The organism is Streptomyces sp. NPDC002795, assembly GCF_042888725.1.
In the GTDB taxonomy this organism is placed as follows: Bacteria; Actinomycetota; Actinomycetes; order Streptomycetales; family Streptomycetaceae; genus Streptomyces.
The window spans coordinates 576,323-592,862 of sequence record NZ_JBIAQB010000001.1 but is presented as its reverse complement, the minus strand read 5'-3'; the positions used below and the strand labels follow the sequence as shown (position 1 = coordinate 592,862).

General features: G+C 71.0%; 14 protein-coding genes. 10 read left to right on the top strand and 4 right to left on the bottom strand.

What is annotated here, in order from left to right; all coding sequences use genetic code 11:
- Positions 1-10: 10 nt before the first annotated feature.
- Positions 11-937 (bottom strand): fumarylacetoacetate hydrolase family protein, encoded by a 927-nt coding sequence (locus tag ACFYWS_RS02565; protein ID WP_389268684.1) that lies wholly within the window; start codon positions 935-937, stop codon positions 11-13.
- 51 nt (positions 938-988) lie between these two features.
- Entirely contained in the window at positions 989-2,008 is a 1,020-nt protein-coding gene (locus ACFYWS_RS02560; RefSeq protein ID WP_389268682.1) for a LacI family DNA-binding transcriptional regulator, read from the bottom strand.
- A 274-nt stretch (positions 2,009-2,282) separates the two neighbouring features.
- Between ACFYWS_RS02560 and ACFYWS_RS02555 the strand changes: the two genes are divergently transcribed.
- From ACFYWS_RS02555 to ACFYWS_RS02535, 5 genes are all read left to right on the top strand, one after another.
- Positions 2,283-3,386, top strand: a complete 1,104-nt coding sequence (locus ACFYWS_RS02555; RefSeq protein WP_389268680.1) for a glycoside hydrolase family 172 protein — start codon at positions 2,283-2,285, stop codon at positions 3,384-3,386.
- 80 nt (positions 3,387-3,466) lie between these two features.
- Positions 3,467-4,822 carry an ABC transporter substrate-binding protein gene (locus ACFYWS_RS02550; protein WP_389268678.1) on the top strand — a complete coding sequence of 452 codons (1,356 nt, stop codon included), beginning with the start codon at positions 3,467-3,469 and terminating at the stop codon, positions 4,820-4,822.
- Between the two features lie 86 nt (positions 4,823-4,908).
- Complete coding sequence (locus ACFYWS_RS02545; RefSeq protein ID WP_389268676.1) at positions 4,909-5,793, top strand: carbohydrate ABC transporter permease; 885 nt, start codon at positions 4,909-4,911, stop codon at positions 5,791-5,793.
- Positions 5,783-6,652, top strand: coding sequence for a carbohydrate ABC transporter permease (locus ACFYWS_RS02540; RefSeq protein WP_389268674.1), 870 nt, complete (start codon positions 5,783-5,785; stop codon positions 6,650-6,652). The genes ACFYWS_RS02545 and ACFYWS_RS02540 overlap by 11 nt, the downstream gene beginning before the upstream one ends.
- A gap of 21 nt (positions 6,653-6,673) precedes the next feature.
- Positions 6,674-8,155 carry an FGGY-family carbohydrate kinase gene (locus ACFYWS_RS02535; protein ID WP_389268672.1) on the top strand — a complete coding sequence of 494 codons (1,482 nt, stop codon included), beginning with the start codon at positions 6,674-6,676 and terminating at the stop codon, positions 8,153-8,155.
- An 11-nt stretch (positions 8,156-8,166) separates the two neighbouring features.
- Here the strand turns inward: ACFYWS_RS02535 and ACFYWS_RS02530 are convergent, their stop codons facing one another.
- Positions 8,167-9,612, bottom strand: a complete 1,446-nt coding sequence (locus ACFYWS_RS02530) for an APC family permease (protein WP_389268670.1) — start codon at positions 9,610-9,612, stop codon at positions 8,167-8,169.
- Between the two features lie 193 nt (positions 9,613-9,805).
- Here ACFYWS_RS02530 and dapE point away from each other — a divergent pair, with 193 nt between their 5' ends.
- Positions 9,806-10,885 (top strand): succinyl-diaminopimelate desuccinylase, encoded by a 1,080-nt coding sequence (gene dapE, locus ACFYWS_RS02525; RefSeq protein WP_389268668.1) that lies wholly within the window; start codon positions 9,806-9,808, stop codon positions 10,883-10,885.
- Here the strand turns inward: dapE and ACFYWS_RS02520 are convergent.
- Complete coding sequence (locus tag ACFYWS_RS02520) at positions 10,874-12,451, bottom strand: PucR family transcriptional regulator (protein WP_389268666.1); 1,578 nt, start codon at positions 12,449-12,451, stop codon at positions 10,874-10,876. The genes dapE and ACFYWS_RS02520 overlap by 12 nt on opposite strands.
- Before the next feature lie 116 nt (positions 12,452-12,567).
- Here ACFYWS_RS02520 and ACFYWS_RS02515 point away from each other — a divergent pair, with 116 nt between their 5' ends.
- From ACFYWS_RS02515 to ACFYWS_RS02500, 4 genes are all read left to right on the top strand, one after another.
- Positions 12,568-13,368, top strand: coding sequence for a chorismate synthase (locus tag ACFYWS_RS02515; RefSeq protein WP_389268664.1), 801 nt, complete (start codon positions 12,568-12,570; stop codon positions 13,366-13,368).
- Entirely contained in the window at positions 13,365-14,471 is a 1,107-nt protein-coding gene (menC, locus tag ACFYWS_RS02510; RefSeq protein ID WP_389268662.1) for an o-succinylbenzoate synthase, read from the top strand. The genes ACFYWS_RS02515 and menC overlap by 4 nt, the downstream gene beginning before the upstream one ends.
- 124 nt (positions 14,472-14,595) lie before the next feature.
- Positions 14,596-15,243: a class I SAM-dependent DNA methyltransferase gene (locus ACFYWS_RS02505; protein ID WP_389268660.1), complete on the top strand. Its 648-nt coding sequence runs from the start codon at positions 14,596-14,598 to the stop codon at positions 15,241-15,243.
- A gap of 109 nt (positions 15,244-15,352) precedes the next feature.
- Complete coding sequence (locus ACFYWS_RS02500; RefSeq protein WP_389268658.1) at positions 15,353-16,525, top strand: FAD-dependent oxidoreductase; 1,173 nt, start codon at positions 15,353-15,355, stop codon at positions 16,523-16,525.
- The last annotated feature ends 15 nt before the right edge of the window (positions 16,526-16,540 follow it).

The window sequence follows — 16,540 nt, the reverse complement described above, 5'->3', positions numbered from 1 at the left end:
AAGGTGTGTGTCACCGGCGGACGGCGCGGCGGACGAGCGGACGGTCCACTGCCTCGACCAGCCAGTCGAGTCGGTCCCGGCCGACGCACACATGGTTGGTCAGCACGCCCACCCCGTCGATGGCCGTCTCGACCAGGTCGTCCGCGCGCAGAGTAAAGTCGATCTCCGGCACGATCCCGGTCCCGGTGGACAGCACGGCACCGTCGGGGAACGGCTGACACCGCCACAAGTACTCCGCCAGCTCCTCGGGCGAGCGGTGGAACGCGGCCGTCGAGATCGCACCCCGGAACGCGGCGACCCCGCCCCGCCACACGGTCAGCGAGATCTTCAGCGCCTGCGGCGCATCGACCTCCCACACCGGGACGATGCCCGAGGACACCGCCGCGCTCCCGGCGTAGATCTTCGCCTGCGGCAGATAGAGCGGATTCTCGCCCTCGATGGAGCGCGAGCTGACATCGTCCACGATCACGTAACCGACCGTCCGGGCCGCCTGGTTGAGCACCACCCCGAGCTCCGGCTCCGGCACGTTCAGCTCCGAGTCGTCCCGCACCGCGATCGGTTCGCCGTCGGTGACCAGGCGCCACGGCAGCGCCTTCAAGAACAACTCGGGCCGCTCGGCGTCATAGACCCGCTCGTACACGGACTGCTCGGTGCTCTCCTCGACACGGGCCTCACGCGAGCGCTCGTACGTCACGCCGGCCGCCCACAGCTCCATGAGGCCGTCCATCGGCGGCAGCAGGAGCACGTCGGCCTCCTCGGCATCTGGCTGCCGCCGCGCGCCGGTCGCCTCCACCAACTCCCGCAGCCCGTCGACCGGCAGCCGCAGCAGGTCGGCGACGCGGGGCGCCCCGTCGAAGCGACGGATCGCGCCGGCCGCGTCGGCGACCCCTGTCCTCACGGTCCCGGTGTCGTCGGCGAAGCGGACGATGCGCGTCATGCGGGGGTCCTTTCCTTCGGGGGTTCCGGTGTACTTGTGTGATGTGTGCGGTCAGTCGGGTGCGGGGCCGCTCGTGGACTCCCGGGTCTGGAGCGAGGTGCGCAGCACCACCGTCTGCAGCGGCTTCGCGGTCCCCGCGATGCGCTCCTGCAGCAGCTGCGCGGCCGCGAACCCCAGCTCGTACGAAGGGAGTTGTACCGAACTGAGGGACGGCGTGACCAGTTCCGGCCACGGCACGTCGCCGAACGAGAGCAGTCCGGTGCCAGGCGGTTCGAGCCCGGCCTCACGCAGCGCCGCGAGCGCGCCCACCGTCATGAGGTTGTTGGCCACGAACACCGCGTCCGGCGGCTCGGGCAGCGCCAGCAACCGCTCCATCGCCGCGCGCCCCCCATCCACCCGGAAGTCCCCGTGCACGACGTACTCGGGCGGTGGCTCGCCCGGCTGTCCGCTGTCGCCCAGGTGGTCGCGCAGCACCGCCCGATACCCGGCGAGGCGTTCGTCGGAGGTGGACGCGCCCTCGGGGCCCGCGATGCAGGCGATACGCCGGTAGCCACGAGCCAGCAGATGTTCGGTGGCCTCCTCGCCGCCGTGCCGGTTGTCCATCATGACGGCGTCGACGGAGGCGCCGCGTGGGCGCCGGTCGACCGCGACCACCGGGGTGCCCCGGTCGACGAGCGCGGACAGGTCGGTGCGGTGGCGGGAGGCGGCGGCGACTATCACCCCGGCCATCTGCTCGGCCGAGGCCACCTCCAGATAGCGGTGCTCCTTGTCGACGTCCTCGTCCGTGTTGCACAGCACCACCGACAGGTTGGTCTCCTGCGCCGCGTCCTCGACGCCGCGGGCCAGCGCGGTGAAGAACGGGTTGCCGATGTCCGGGATGATCAGGCCGATCACGGAGGCGCGCTGCATCCGCAGGGAGCGGGCGACCCGGTTGGGCGCGAAGCCGAGCACGGCCGCGGCGGCGCGCACGGTCGCGGCGCGCTCAGCGGTGACCCGCCCGCCGTTGAAGACCCGAGACACGGTGGCGGGGGAGACCCCGGCCTCGCGCGCCACGTCGTAGATCGTCGCCACAGACCTCTCACGCAGCCCCTCGTCCAGGCGGGGGAGACGGCCCCGCGATACCTGCTGTGCCCGGTGGTGCGGACATTGTCCGCCTGATCAACTCCCGTTCCCACGCGAACTCTTGACAGTGTCTGGCGGGAAACCTACGTTCCCGTGAAACGGATTTCAAGATGTTCGACCGCGACCCGCAACGGGTGCGGATTCCTCAGCTCGGCATTCCAGACATTGACGGAGGGAACCTCCGTGATGTCGCGCGAAATCGATTTCAAACGACGGAGCCCCGATGAGCATCGCCCCCGGACTTAACGGCCTCGCCCGCACCACCAGCGCGGTCACCCGCTCTATCAGCGCGGAGAACTTCACGGGCGCCAAGGGCGCAGGCGGCATGGCGACCGAGGGCACCGGCGCGCGGGCCGCGAGCAGGCTCGGCCGCGGCTGGAAGGTCTCGCCGAGCATCGACATCGCGGCGGGCGAGACCGTAGTCCTCGCCGACATCGAGGGACCCGGCACGATCACCCACATCTGGTGCACCACGGCTCCGCACACCGCCTGGCGCCAGACGCTGCTGCGCTTCTACTGGGAGGGCGAGGACACCCCGGCCGTCGAGGTACCGCTCGGTGACTTCTTCTGCAACGGCTGGAACGTCTTCAGCCAGGTCAGTTCCATCCCCGTGGCAGCGAATCCGAACGGCGGGCTCAACGCGTACTGGCCGATGCCGTTTCGCCGGGGGGCCCGGATCACGCTGGAGAACCTGGCTCCGGAGCAGCTCACGCTCTACTACCAGGTCGACTACGAACTGGGCGAAGTCGCCGACGACGCCGCCTACTTCCACGCCCAGTGGCGGCGCAGCAACCCGGTCACGGCCGGCATCGACCACACGCTCCTCGAAGGCGTCGAAGGCAAGGGCCAGTACGTCGGCACGTACCTCGCCTGGGCCGTCAACAGCCCCGGCTGGTGGGGTGAGGGCGAGCTGAAGTTCTTCCTGGACGGCGACGAGCAGTGGCCGACCATCTGCGGCACGGGGACCGAAGACTACTTCGGCGGCGCCTGGAACTTCGACGTCCCCGGCCAGGGCTACACGGAGTTCACCACCCCTTACCTCGGCCTCCATCAGATCCTCAGGCCGGACGGACTCTACGACAGCCAGCAGCGGTTCGGGATGTACCGCTGGCACGTCCTCGACCCTGTCCGTTTCCAGGACGACCTGCGTGTCACGGTGCAGTGCCTCGGCATCGGCCGCGGCCATGGCAACGGCCTTCCGCACCGCTATCGCGCGAACCACGACGACATCGCGTCGACGTCCCTCTTCTACCTGGACCGCCCCGCAGGCTCGGGCCTCCCGCCCACTCCGGACCTGCTCGACCTTGAGGTCGACACGCACATGTAGCCGGCCCGGACCGGTACCCCGCACCACCCCTTCGTAGGCAGGCACGTACCCACACCCCCAGAGAGAGACGGGAGCACACCATGCCCCGACACGGCAAGGGCGCCGTGACGCCGTCCCGCCGCCGCTTCCTCGGCGGTGCCGCCGGGCTCGCGGCGGCAGGTGCGGCCGCACCGCTGCTGAGCGGTTGCGGCGGGCCGGCCACGGCGGACGGCAGGTCGCTGAAGTTCTGGTACTTCTACGATGCCCACTCGCCCGAACCGGCGGACCGGGCGCGCGCGAAGTGGTTCCAGGACCTCGTGAAGGACTGGAACGCCGACCACGACGTCAAGGTCGAGCTGTACTACGTGCCCGGTGACAGCTACCAGGGCTCGAAGATGGTCACCGCCTTCGCCTCCGAGGCGGGCCCCGACATCTTCCTGCTCAGTCCTGGCGACTTCCTGCGCTACTACAACGGCGGCATCCTCGCCGACCTCACCCCGCATCTGGACAAGGGGGTCGTCGAGGACTACGGCAACAGCCTCGTCAGCCGCATGGTCGACGGCAAGGTCTACGCCCTGCCGATGGAGGTCGAGCCGCTGGCCATGTACTACAACGTCCCCGTCTGGGAGAAGGCAGGCCTTTCCGAAGGGGACATCCCGACCACGTGGGACGCCCTGCTCGACGCGGGCGACAAGCTGCGCGCCAAGGCCGGTGCGGGGCTCGTCTTCCAGACCGACCCCGGCTACTACCAGAACTTCACGTGGTACCCGTGGCTGTGGCAGGGCGGCGGTGAGGTCGTCGACGAGCAGGGGCGGGTCGGCTTCGACTCCAAGGCCGCACGGCAGGCGCTCGCGCTGTGGCAGGACGCCGTCCGGGCGGGGATCGCGCCACGCACCATGCCCGCCGCCGACGACCCGATCACCGCCTTCACCTCCGGGCTCGCGGGGATGTGGCAGAGCGGGATCTGGGAGATCTCCGGGTTCCGGACCTCCGCGCCCAAGCAGAAGTACGGCGTCTTCAAATTGCCGGTACCCAGTGGTGGCAAGTACGCCACCGTCCTCGGCGGTTGGTCCTTCTGCGCCAGCACTCAGGGCAGTGACCCCGAGGTCGCGGCGGAGTTCTGTGCCTGGGCCCTCGGTGGGATGAACGACGAGTCGATCGGACGGACCGTCGACTGGTGCACCGGCTCCAAGTCCGACATCTCGCCCCGTACGTCGGCTCTGGAACGGGCGGCCGCCAAGGGCGGCTACGACTTCTGGGCGATGAAGAAGTTCAAGGAAGAGATCTTCCCCGGCGGCCGCGCCGAACCCCGCTACCCACCCGTGGTCTACAAGGCGGTCTCCGACGCCATTCAGGCCACGATGCTGGCCGGCAAGGGCGTGGCAGGCGAGACGGACCGGGCCGCGCAGAGCATCGAGGCTTTCATGCAGAGCTACCAGGGGGCGAGCCTGATATGACGAGCGTCGCTTCACAGACTTCGCAGTCGACGAACAGACAGGCGGCCGCGGCCGCCGCCGAGCCCGCCCCGCCCCCGCGTCGCCAGATGTCCCGGACCCGCAGGGAATGGCTGGCCGCCGCGCTGTTCCTGCTGCCCGACGGCATCGGGCTCGGTGTCTTCGTCGTGCTGCCCATGTTCCTGTCGATCGCGCTGAGCTTCTTCCAGGTCTCGGGCTTCGGCAGCTACGAGTGGGTGGGCCTCGGCAACTACGAGCGGATGCTGCACGATCCGTACTTCTGGTCCTCGATCGGGGTGACGGCGAAGTACGTGGTGATCCTCGTGCCCACCCTCTTCTGTGTCAGCCTCGCGCTCGGCGTGCTGATGAAGCAGAAGCTGCCGGGTATGGCCGCCTACCGCACGGCGTTCTTCCTGCCGCACATGCTCAGCCTGGTCGTCGTCGGCCTGCTGTGGAAGTTCATGCTCGACGAGCAGACGGGCGTGGTGAACAAGGCGGGCGGCGCCCTCGGCATGGACCCGCTGTCCTGGCTGGGGGATCCCGACCTCGCGCTGTACGCCGTCATCGCCGTGACCGTCTGGTACATGATGGGCTACTACATGATCATTTTTCTGGCGGGGCTCAACGAGATCCCCCAGGAGCTGTACGAGGCGGCGAAGCTCGACGGTGCGGGCGCCTGGACGGCCTTCCGTCGGATCACCTGGCCGCTGTTGCGGCCGACCAGCTTCTTCGTACTGATCATGACCACCGTCGCGGCCATCACCGGAACCTTCGACCTGGTCTTCGTGCTGACGTCCGGTGGCCCGGCCAACGGCACCGCTGTGGCGATGTTCTACATCTACCAACAGGCCTTCGTGTTCGGCGAGTACGGGTACGCCGCGGCGCTGGGGTCGTTCCTGGTGCTGATCATGGTCGCCCTCTCCGGACTGATCTTCAAGGTGACCAAGGGTGGGAGGTTCGACGATGAGCAGTGACACCGCGACCCTGGTGAGGACGGCACGCACCGCGGGCGGCCCCTCCCGGCGTCCCTTCGGCCGCCGCGCCGGCCTGGTCGCCCTGGCGTTCGTGCTGGCCGCCGTCAGCATCTTCCCGGTGCTCTGGATGATCACCGCGTCCGTCAAGACCCGTGCCACGGTCACCGACGGCAAGTTGATTCCCACTGATCTCACCTGGGGAAATTTCGCCTACGTCTTCACCGAAGTGCCGTTCGCACGCTGGCTGTTCAACAGCTTCATCACGGCGGCAGTGATCACAGTGGTGGCCCTGCTCTTCCACTCGATGGCCGCCTATGCGCTCGCCCGGCTCAAGTTCCCGGGGCGGGACGGCATCTTCGTGGTCATCTTCTCGACGCTGCTGATCACCGCACCCGTCATCCTGATCCCGCTGTTTGTCGTCGTCCGCACGCTGGGAATGCTCGACAGCTACGCGGCACTCATCGTCCCGCCGCTCTTCAACGCCTTCGGGATCTTTCTGCTCCGCCAGTTCTACCTCGGTATCCCGAAGGAGTTGGAGGAGGCGGCGATCGTCGACGGCTGCGGGTACTGGCGGGTGTACTGGAGCGTCATCCTGCCGCTGTCCCGGCCGATCCTCTCCGCGCTGTCGGTCTTCTTCTTCCTCGCGAACTGGAACGCCTTCGCATGGCCGCTGGTCGCCACCAACAGTGAGGCTCTGACAGTCACCCAGGTGGGCATCGCCTCGTTCAGCACGCAGTACGGCGCGAACTGGAACTACGTGCTGGCCGCCGCCGTGGTCGCGGTCGTCCCCATGCTCGCCCTCTTTCTCGTCTTCCAGCGCCAGATGGTCGAATCCATTAAGACCTCCGGCCTGAAGTAGCACCAGAAAGGGTGGGCCACCATGCCCCAGTCAGCAGTCATCGGCGTGGACATCGGCACGTCCAGCAGCAAGGGAATCCTCGTCGCCCTCGACGGCACCGTGCTGCACACCGCCGTCCGCGAACACACCGTCGACCGTCCCGCGCCCGGGCACGTGGAGATGTCGGGGGAGGTGTGGTGGGAGGAATTCGTCTCCCTCGCCCGTGAGTTGGCGTCCGCCCAGGACACGGATGTGGTCGCCGTAGGTGTCAGCGGCATGGGGCCCTGCGTGCTGCTCACCGACGGTGACGACACGCCGTTGCGGCCCGCGATCCTGTACGGGGTCGACACCCGGTCCGTCGCCCAGATCGAGCGTCTTGAGCGGGAGTTGGGGGCGGACGAGATCGCACGCCGGGGCGGATCGCGGCTCACGTCGCAGGCGGCGGGCGCCAAGGTGGCGTGGGTCGCCGACGAGGAACCGGAGCTGTTCGCCCGCGCCCGGCGCCTGTACATGCCCAGCTCCTGGCTGGCCCGCAAGCTCACCGGCGCCTACGTTCTCGACCACCACTCCGCCAGCCAGTCCACCCCGCTCTACGACACCCTGGCCCGCGACTGGTACGCCCCGTGGGCCGAGCGGATCGCGCCCGGCCTCGAACTCCCGCCGCTGCGCTGGTCCGGTGAGGCGGCCGGCACGGTCACCGCCGAGGCCGCCCGTGCCACCGGCCTGCCCGTCGGCATCCCTGTCACCACCGGCACCGTGGACGCCTGGGCCGAGGCGCTCAGCGTCGGGGCGCACGGCGTCGGTGACCTGATGCTGATGTACGGGACGACCATGTTCCTCGTGCACACCGTGCCCGATCTGCTGCGCGACCCGGCGCTGTGGAGCACGGTCGGCGCCCTGCCCGGCACCCGCAACCTCGCGGGCGGCATGGCCACCTCCGGCGCCGTCACCGGCTGGCTGCGCGACCTGTTCGGCGACGTCGACTACCCCGAACTGCTGGGCCTCGCCGAGAAGTCGGGGCCCGGCGCGAACGGCCTGCTGATGCTGCCGTACTTCGCCGGGGAGCGCACCCCCGTCGACGACCCGCGCGCCCGTGGTGTCATCGCAGGACTGACCCTCGGCCACACGCGCGGCGACCTGTACCGGTCCGCCCTGGAGGCCACCGCCTTCGGTGTGCGGCACAACATCGAGGCACTGGAAGCCGCGGGCGGTGACATCCGTCGCGTCGTCGCCGTCGGCGGCGGCACGCAGGGGCGGCTGTGGACCCAGATCGTCTCCGATGTCACCGGGCGTACGCAGGAGGTGCGGACGACCTCCGTCGGCGCCTCCTACGGAGGAGCGCTGCTCGCCGCACAGCTCGTCACGGACGACGCCCGCATCGACGACTGGAACCCCGTCGCCGAACGCGTCGCGCCCCGCCCGGAGGTGACGGAGCGTTACGACGAGCTGTACGCGTTGTACCGCGACCTCTACCCGGCGTCGGCCGACGTGGCGCACGCCCTGGCCGACCTCCAGACCCGCTGAGGACCCCGCGCTCAACTCGCCGCTGCAGGCGTCTCCTCCCGCAGCGTCGACCTGCGCCGCCCGAACGCCAGGTACAGCACCGCCGCGAGCGACAGCCAGCCCAGGAACAGCTTCCAGGTCAGGCCCGGCAGTTGGTAGGCGAGGTAGCAGCAGGCCGCGGCGGTGAGGATCGGGACCAGCGGGTAGAGCGGGACCCGGAAGGGGCGCGGGGCGTCCGGGGCGATGCGGCGCAGCACCATCACCGCCGCGGCCACCGCCACGAAGGCGATCAGCGTGCCCATGCTGGTCAGATCGGCCAGCTCCTGGAGCGGGACGAACCCGGCAAGCGCCGCGACCGCGGCGCCCACGACCCAGGAGTTGGCCGCGGGGGTGTGCCGCTTGCGGTCCACCCGGCGGAAGACCTGCGGGACGAGGCCGTCGCGCGCCATCGAGAACAGGATGCGGGTCTGCCCGTAGAGGGTGACGAGGACGACGCTGAAGATGGAGACGACCGCGCCCGCGGACAGGACGAGGGCGGCGGTCCCGGAGCCGGTGACCGTCGTGAGGATCTCCGCGAGCACCGCCTCGCCCGCCGCCTCCTGGCGCGCGAACGCCCCCTCCGGCTGCGCGCCGATGCCGGCGACCGCGACCAGGATGTAGAGCGTCGTCACCACGACGAGCGTCAGCAGGAGTGCCAGCGGGATGGTGCGGCGCGGATCGCGGACCTCCTCGCCCGCCGTGGAGACCGTGTCGAAACCCACGTACGAGAAGAAGACCGCCGAGGCCGCCGCGGTGATGCCGCCCATGCCGTGCGGCGCGAAGTCGGTGAACCGGTCGGCCTGGAAGGCGGTGAACGCCACCGCCACGAACATCACGAGGACGCCCAGCTTCACGCACACCAGGACCGAGTTGACCAGGACGGACTCCCTGGTGCCGCGGGCCAGCAGCGCCGTGCACGCGAGGACGACCACGATGGCCGGGACGTTCACCACGCCGCCCGCGCCCGGCGGCTGACTGATCGCGTCGGGCAGCGTGACACCGAAGAGCGCGTCCGAGACCTCGCTCAGGTACTGGCCCCAGCTGACCGCGACGGTGGACACCGCCACCCCGTACTCCAGGACCAGACACCACGCGACCAGGTACGCGATGCCCTCACCCAGCGAGGCGTACGCGTACGAGTACGTGCTGCCCGCCACCGGGATCGCCCCGGCCAACTCCACGTAGCAGAGCGCCGCGAGGGCGGCGACGGTGCCCGCGATGACGAACGACAGCACGACGCCAGGGCCGGCCGTGGGCACGCTCGTGCCGAGGACGAAGAAGATGCCCGTGCCGAGCACGGAGCTGATCCCGAGCAGCGTCAGCCGCCCCAGACCCATGGTGCGCTCCAGGCGGGGGCCGCCCTGCGCCGGGCCCTCGGCATCGGCGACGATGCTGTCCAGAGGTTTGCGGCGGCACAGCTGAGTGGCCACAGGGCCCATGGGTCCTCCTGTACGACGTGGTCGGTGAGGGTGCGGATCCTTCGGGACGGGCGGGTCCCGCACATTGGCCGATCGGCACAAGAGCGGCATGGGGTGTTGGCCGATGCCACAACCCGCTGCGGAGATCGCCGTCCGAGCATGGTGGGCACATCCCCGCGGACACCCCGCACCGCAGACGCGAAGGAGACCACCCGTGCCCCTCGACCTCGCCGCCGACGTCGTCGCACTCACCGAGGCACTGGTCGACACGCCGTCCGAGAGCGGCGCCGAGGGCCCGCTCGCCGACGCCGTGGAGGAGGCGCTGCGCGCGCTAACGGGCCTGGACGTGGAGCGTGTCGGCAACTCCGTCGTCGCCCGCACCGACCTCGGCCGACCCGAGCGGGTCGTCCTCGCGGGACACCTCGACACCGTCCCGGAGGCCGGCAACCTACCGGCGTGCCGCGACGGCGAGCGGCTGTACGGGCTCGGTACCTGCGACATGAAGGGTGGCGTGGCCGTCGCGCTGAAGCTGGCCGCCGCGGTGGCGGGCAGGCCGTTGAGCCGCGATGTCACCTTCGCCTTCTACGAGTGCGAGGAGATCGCCGGTGACCGCAACGGCCTCGCGGTGATCGCCGCCCAGCGCCCCGAACTCCTCTCCGGCGACCTGGCGTTGCTCCTCGAACCCTCCGACGGAGGCGTCGAGGCGGGCTGCCAGGGCTTCCTCCTGGCCGACATCCTCGTGCCGGGACAGCGGGCGCACACCGCGCGCGCCTGGATGGGCAGCAATGCCGCGCACCTCGCGGGCGAGGTCCTCACCCGGCTGCACGCGCACGTCCCGGAGCGGATCACCATCGACGGCCTGGAGTACCGCGAGGGACTCAACGCCGTCGCCCTGCACGCCGGGGTGTCGTCCAACGTCGTGCCCGACGAGTGCGTCGTCACGGTCAACCTCCGCTTCGCGCCCAGCCGTTCGCCCGAGGAGGCGCAGGCGTATCTGCGCGGGCTCTTCCCGGAGTACGAGGTGCGGATCACGGAGGTCGAGCCGGGCGCGCTGCCGGGGCTCGACCGGCTCATGGCGGCCGGACTCGTCAAGGCCCTGGGCGTCGAACCGCGGCCGAAGCTGGGCTGGACCGACGTGGCACGCTTCTCGGCTCTCGGCGTACCGGCGCTGAACTGCGGACCCGGTGACCCCCAACTGGCGCACACACCGGGGGAGTTCGTGCCGATGGCGCAGGTGCGGGCGTGCGAGGAGCGGCTGCGGGACTGGCTACTGACCCAGGATTCAGCCTCGTAGTCCCGCCAGCGTCCGCAACTGCACCCACAGCACGAGCCGTTCGTCCGGGTCGTCGAGGTCGATCCCGAGCTGCCGCTGCACCTTGCGCAGCCGGTAGCGGCAGGTGTTGGGGTGGACGACAAGACGCTCCGCCGCGCGTCCCGCGTCGCACCCCGCGTCCAGCCAGCAGATGAGCGTACGGGCGTACTCCGTACCGTGCTCGGCGTCGTGCGCGAGGACGTCCCGCCAGGGCCCCGCCGACTGGTCTCTGCGGTCGGCCAGGAACTCGCCGAGCACGAGGAGCGAGGTCTGCGCCCGCACCTGACCGGCGTCCGCGACCTCCCCGGCGCCAAGCACCCGCAGCACCAGATCGGCGTCGGCGCGCGAGTCCCGGACCCCGCCGACATCGGGCACCGCGTGCCCGAGCCCGGACCGCACGGAGATCCGCAGCGCTTCCTCCGCGCGCCGCACGATGTCCTCGGCGATCCGCAGATGCCGCTCGGCCGCGTGATCGGCGGCCCCGACCACCGGCAGCAGTGCGTACACCACGCCGTCGAGCAGGACGCAGGCGTGCTGCCCGTAGCGGGTCTGGCACTGGAGGCGTACGAGGTCGAGGAGGCGCAGCGCCGCCTGCCCGCCGTCCTGCGCGGTCGCCGCGCCGGCGAGCGCGAACGCCGCGACCCGCACCGGCGCGTCGGGCGCGAGGCCGAGGCGGTGCGCGGCCGCCGCCGGTTCGATGGAGCCGTCGAGCAGGCGGCGCAGCAGGTCACTGCTCAGGTGCCGGGCCAGCTCGTCGGCGGCCCGCGCCCGCAGCAGCAGCATCGCGGCGGCCGACGCGCCCTGACGCAGCGCGTCCTCGGCGTCGGCGGCCAGGCTCCCCGTGTCCACCGCCCAGATCGAGCCGAGCAGCTCGCCTCCGGCGCGCACGGTGGTGGCCAGGCGGGGCAGCTCGTCGGCGGTCACCCCGGGAAGTTTCAGCGGGCCCTCGGCGGCGTACAGGAGGCGGTAGTCGTCGTCGTTCTCCGGGCTGCCGGGGACCTGGCGGCCGAGGATGCCCTGTCGCCGGGTCTCGTCGACCGGCTGGCCGGGGACGGTCGAGTACGCGAGGATCTGGCGGCCGAGGTCCTCCACGGCTATCGCCCCGCCGACGGCCGCCGCGACGGCGTTGGCCAGCGCGAACAGATCACCGGGCAGCGCGTCCTCACCCAGCGGCGCCGTACGCGCGCCGTGCGCCCCGACGACGGACGACAGCAGCTGGAACACCTGGTGCCAGGCGGCGTCCCGGTCCGTTCCGAGCAGTGCGGCGCCCGCCGCCTCGGCATCCGGCACCGCCGGCGACCCGTCGCCGCGCACCACGACGCCCGCCATCCCGGCCCGCCCGGCGGCCCGCACCAGCGGCCCCGCCTCGTCCGCGCGCACGCCGACGGCGAGGAGCAGCGCGCCCGGCGCCCGCTCCGGCAGTGGCGTGTGCGGGTCGTGCAGCAGTACCTCGGTGACGGGGACGGCGCGGCCGCGCGGGGCGCTGAGCAGGCGCAACGTGGAGCCGCCCAGCGCGTCGAGGAGGTTTCCCAGCGTGCAGGTGTCCATGGGTGAACCTTTCGCCGACGGCGGGTGCGGGGGATTGGCCGATCGCAACAGGCTAGACGCCGATCATTGGCCCCTGCCACAAAGCCCTCCCCGCCGTCCGCCCCGAGACTCGTGCCATGAACGATCTGACGACCTCGACCGTCGACGACGTGGCGGGACTGCGGGCGGTGGCCGACTTCCTCGCCGACGTGTGGCAGATGCCCCGCGACGCCCCGCCCTTCCACACCGATGTGCTGCACAGCGTCGCCCACGCGGGCGGCGCCGTGCACGCGGCCCGGTCGGGCGGCGCCGTGGTCGGTGCCTCGGTCGCCGTGTTCGGGCCACCGGCCGAACGGGACGTGTACTCGCTCGCCGCCGCGGCCGCCGTCTCCGACCGCGGCACGGGCCACGCCGTCAAGCAGGCCCAGCGCGCGTGGGCCCTCGATCGAGGCGCCCGCACCATGCGCTGGACCTTCGACCCGCTCGTCGCCAGGAACGCCCGCTTCAACCTGGTGAAGCTCGGCGCGGTCGCCAGCGAGTACCAGGTCGACTTCTACGGGCCGATGGACGACGGCATCAACAACGGCGACGAGACCGACCGCCTCACCGCCCTGTGGGACCTGACGGCCGACGCCTCGCAGGCTCCGGACCCGACCGAGGGCCGCGCCGACGCCTCGGTGATCGCCAAGGCCCCCGACGGCGGACCGCTCGCCGCCCGCGACGCGAACCGACTGTGGTGCCGCGTCCCCGAGGACATCGTCGCGCTGCGCGCCAGTGACCCGGACACCGCGCTGCGCTGGCGGCACGCCGTGCGTGACGTGTTCACGTCGGCGTACGCGGAGGGCCTGCGGGCGACCGCCATGTCCCGCGACGGCTGGTACCTGCTCACCCACGGCACCCACCTCACCGCCCTCACCACCCAGGAGGACCCGGCATGAAGATCGAACGCGTAGAGCTGCTGCACATCGCGATTCCGCTGGTCAAGCCGTTCCGCACCTCGTTCGGCAGCGTCGACAGCAAGGACGCCTTCCTGCTGCACGTGGTGACCGACGAGGCCGAGGGCTGGTCGGAGTTCGCCGGCGACCCCGACCCGCTGTACTGCTCCGAGTTCATCGCCGGGGCCGAGATCGTCATCCGCGACTTCCTGCTGCCGCGAGTGAAGGCGCTGCCCGAGCCGCGCGCGGCGGCAGCAGGCGCCGCGATGGAACCCGTCAAGGGCAACGAACTGGCGAAGGCCGCCCTGGAGACGGCGCTGCTCGACGCCGAACTGCGCGCCCACAACATGCCGTTGGCCACCTACCTCGGCTCGGCCACCGGACAGCGGGTGCCCGCGGGTGTCTCCGTCGGCATCAAGAACTCCATCCCGGAACTCCTCGACGACGTCGAGGAGTATCTCGCCGATGGCTATGTCCGCATCAAGCTGAAGATCGAGCCCGGCTGGGACCTGGAGCCGCTGCGCGCGGTGCGCGAGCGCTTCGGCGACGCGCTGCCGCTCCAGGTGGACGCCAACACCGCGTACACCCTCGCCGACGCCGAACACCTGCGGAAACTGGACGAGTTCGGGCTGCTGCTGATCGAGGAACCGCTCACCGAGAACGACCTGCGCGCCCACGCCCGGCTCCAGCAGCGCATCACCACCCCGGTCTGCCTGGACGAGTCGATCCACAGCGCGCGGGACGCCGCCACGGCCATCGCCATGGAGGCCTGCCGGGTCATCAACGTCAAGCCCGCCCGCGTCGGCGGCTACCTGGAGGCCCGCCGCATCCACGACGTCGCGGTCGCCAACGGTGTGCCGGTGTGGTGCGGCGGCATGCTGGAGACGGGCATCGGCCGGGCCCCCAACCTGGCGCTCGCCGCGCTCCCCGGCTTCACCCTGCCCGGTGACACCTCGGCGTCCAGCCGCTATTACGCCGAGGACATCACCGAGCCGTTCGTGCTCGACAAGGACGGCTGCCTCACGGTGCCGTCGGGCCCCGGCATCGGCATCGACCCGCTGCCCGACACCCTGGCCCGCTTCACCACCGCCACCCACCTGCTGTAACCGGTCGGCCTGCACCCGGTCATGTTCGGAACCGGAGTTCTCGGGTAGCGGCGTGAAGGTCGCCACCGACAGGCCGCCGGGGCCTGCCGGTAGCGCCAACTGTCCGACAACAAGGGAGACTTGGGTGTCAGAGAGCCAGGATCGGATCAAGCGGGCGCACCACCTCGACGGGATCCCCGACCGTATCGACACGTACTACGGCGACTGGGCCGCCTCCTACGACGAGGATCTGCGGCTCACCGAGTACCGGGGCCCAGCCGAGCTGGGCGACCTGTTCGGCGCCGTGGTGGACGAGCGCCCCGGAGCCATCGGCGCCGGATCCGTGGTGCTCGACGCGGGCTGCGGAACCGGCCTCGTCGCGGCGGTGCTCGCGCGGCGCGGCGTCACGGTGATCGACGGCTTCGACCTCAGCGAAAGCATGGTGGCACAGGCCCGCAGGACCGGTGTCTACCGCTCGCTCACGGCCGGCGTGGACATGAACAAGGGCCTGGTGGAGTTCGCCGACGACACCTATGACGTCACCGTCTCCTGCGGTGTGTTCACGCTGGGACACGTGCCTCCGGCCGGGCTGCGGGGACTGCTGCGCGTCACGAAACCGGGTGGCCTCGTCGTACTGAGCACCTTCTCGAAGTACCTGAAGGATTCGGGCTTCGTCGAGTACGTGCAGCGGCAGGTGGACGACGGCGCCCTCAAGGTCGTCGAGCGGCGACAGGACGCGCCGTACACCGCCGAAGGGCCCGCGGACTACTGGGTGTTCGAGGTGCTGCGCTGACGCGCCGGCCCCTCCGCGCACCGCCCGGAGGGGCCACTGTCGGTGGGGTGTCGGCGGCCGTCGGCGGTCTGTAGGGGATCCGTCGTCGACCGCGGGGAGATTGGGGCCCATGACCTTCTCCGCGAACCCTTCCGTACCCACTGACATCACGATCATCGGCGCCGGCCTCGGCGGCCTCACCCTCGCCCGCGTCCTGCACCTGAACGGCATATCCTCCACCGTCTACGAGGCGGAGCCCTCGCCGACCGCACGCGCACAGGGCGGACTGCTCGACATCCACGACTACAACGGACAGCTCGCCGTCGAAGCGGCCGGCCTGATGGACGAGTTCCGCGCGATCGTCCTGGAGGGGCACCAGGCCATGCGGGTCCTCGAACCCGACGGCACCCTCCTGTTCGAGGAGCACGACGACGGCACGGGCGGCCGTCCCGAGGTCTACCGCGGCGAGCTCCGCCAGATCCTGCTCGACTCCCTCCCGGCCGGCACCGTCCGCTGGGGCCACAAGGTCGGCGCGGTCCGCGCCCTCGGCGAGAGCCGCCACGAGGTGACCTTCGCCGACGGCTCCCGCGTCGTCACCGGCCTGCTCGTCGGCGCGGACGGCGCATGGTCCCGGGTCCGGCCGCTGCTCAGCGCCGCCACCCCCGAGTACACCGGCAAGTCGGTCGTCGAGACCTACCTGTACGAGTCCGACACCCGGCACCCGGCCACCGCGAAGGCGGTCGGCGACGGGATGATGATCTCGCTGAAGCCGGGCCGTGAACTCTTCGCGCACCGGGAGCGGGCCGGCACCCTGCACGCCTACGTGAACCTCGAAGAGCCACGGGAGTGGTTCGACGCCATCGACTTCACCGACGCCGCCGCGGCCACCGGGCGCATCGCGCGGGAGTTTGGGGCCTGGGCGCCCGAGCTCGCCGCGCTGATCACCGATTCCGACAGCGCGCCGACCCTGCGCCACCTGTACGCGCTGCCGTCCGAGCAGCGGTGGGAGCGGGTCCCGGGCGTCACTCTGCTGGGCGACGCCGCCCACCTCGCGGCCCCGAACGGCGAGGGCGCCAACCTGGCGATGCTCGACGGAGCCGACCTCGCACGGGCCGTCGCCGCGCACCCCGGCGACGTAGAGGCAGCGCTGGCGGCGTACGAGCAGACCATGTTCGTCCGCACCGCCGAGACCCAAGGGGCCGACGCCGACGACCACACGATGCAGGACCTGATGGCCGAGCTTCACCGTGCGCGGGCGGAGTCGACGCCGAATAATGCGGAAGTCCGTAGCACTCACACGTAGCACGCCAGGAAAGGA